Below are 1,975 nucleotides of genomic sequence, written 5' to 3'. Positions count from 1 at the left end.
TGTCTAGTCCCAGGTGATGGCTGACGTTCTGGTCCCAGGTGATGCTTGACGGTGGGCCTAGACAACATCGGAAACTTCTCGGGGCTTGTTCGCTTTCACGTTGCGGACCGGGACGTCGGTCGTGCGCCGGATCACCCGGACCTGGCCGTCCAGCTCGACGGTGATCGTCGAGTCCGCCACGTGCGCGGTCACCGTCTGCCCCGCATAGGTCCTGCCGAGGGAGACGACCTGCCGGCAGACCATGATCGTGCCCGTCGCGCTGATACGCCGCTGGACCCGCACCGGCTCCACGGCGGGACGCGGTGGCGGCCCGGCCGGACGCAGGCCCCGCAGCCGCCGGACTTCCTCGCTGGTCAGCGGGTTGGGCCGCACCCGAAGCAGTTCCCGCGAGGTCGGGTCGAAGAACGACAGCGTCTCCCCGTCGATGCGGATGCCCACCGCGCGGCCGCCCAAGATCTCCGCCGCCAGCACCTGGTGCCCGCCCAGGCCGACGAGCCCGCTGTTGTTCACGACCCGGTCCACCTCGAATGCCGCCGTATCCCCAGCAGGCAGCGGTGCCGGCCCGGCCGAACGCCCGCCCCGGGCAGCCAGCCGTCCCAGATCCGCCACCGACAAGTGCGACCGCACGCTCTTGATCCGCGCCCCCGCGACCAGCAGATGGACCACCGAGGTGTCGGCCCAGAACGTCACCGTCAGCCCCGAGCGGGCCGGACCGAGCCAGAACTGCTTGCCCGCGACCTGCAGATTCCCACTCGCAGGCACCACCCGCTCGAACTCCACCGGCCCACCCTGCTCCACCGGAACCACAACAGGCGGAATGGCAGGAACGGACGGCACCGCGGCCGGATCCGGCTCCGCCGGAGCCGTCCGCTGCTGCGGCACCAGCGCAAGCACTCCAGGCACCCTCAGGCCCAGCACGTCCCGCTCCTGCTCAGGAACCGGGGTGAACCGGTCGCCCGGAGACTGCATGTCCAGCGCCTGATGCGGACGCGAGGAGTTGTACTCCTCAACCCACGCATCCAGCGCCGCCTGAGCCACCCCTATGCTCTCGAACGCACCGCAGTCGTCGAGGAGTTCACGCCGCAGCGTCTGATGGAATCGCTCGACCTTCCCCGTCGTGGTCGGCGACGCCGGCTGGGTCAGCCGGTGCGCGATCCCGTTCTCCCGACAGATCCGGTCGAACAACACCTCACCACCCTGCCCGAACCGGTCCGTGAACTGCTTGCCGTTGTCCGTCAGCACCTCCTCCGGCACCCCGAAGGACCGCAAAGCATCCACGAACGCCGAGCACACGGCTCGTCCCGTCGCCCGCTCGACCACCGACGCGATCACGCAGTACCGGGAATGGTCATCCACCCCGGTCACGACCTTGGCCTCGGTCAACTCCCCGGTGACCGGGTTGACCAGCATCACGCCGCCGACGATGTCCATCTGCCACAACTGCATCGGCCGATCCCGCTGCCAGCGCTTGTAATCCGACCGCTTCCTCCGCCGCACCCCCGGCTCCACCAGGCCGTGACGGACCAGGATCCGATACACGGTCATCCGCGACGGCACCGGCGCCACCGCCCCGGACCGCTCCAGCACATGAGCGATCCGCCGCGGACCCCACCGAGGATGCTTGCGCCGCAGCTCGCACACCGCCGCCTCCACCTCGGCAGACGCCTGATGCGGACACGACGCTGGCCTGCGCGAACGGTCCACCAACCCGGCCAGACCGCAGGCCTCATACCGGGACTTCCACCCGCTCACCGTCTGCCGCGACACCCCCAGCGACGCAGCGACCTCCGTCACCGTCGCACCCGCCAGCACCGCCAAGACAGCCCGGTATCTCTGCTCGACAACCGACAACTCCACCAGCGCCAATCCCGGCCTCCCGCAACACGCCGCAACGACGCGCACAGAAAAGCCGATCACGGCCACTGTCAACCATCAGCTGGGACCGAAGTGTCAAGCATCTCCCGGGACCGGACAC

The 1,975-nt window shown here is 69.3% G+C and carries 1 protein-coding gene; it reads right to left on the bottom strand.

Features of this window, described 5'->3' with window-relative positions:
• Positions 1 to 57 precede the first annotated feature (57 nt).
• Positions 58 to 1,851, bottom strand: a complete 1,794-nt coding sequence (locus AC0699_RS39635; protein WP_478671555.1) for an IS481 family transposase — start codon at positions 1,849 to 1,851, stop codon at positions 58 to 60.
• Between the last annotated feature and the right edge of the window lie 124 nt (positions 1,852 to 1,975).

Source organism: Streptomyces sp. NPDC043870, assembly GCF_056435785.1.
The sequence above is the reverse complement of the archived record's forward strand: the minus strand, read 5'-3'. Positions and strand labels throughout refer to the sequence as shown.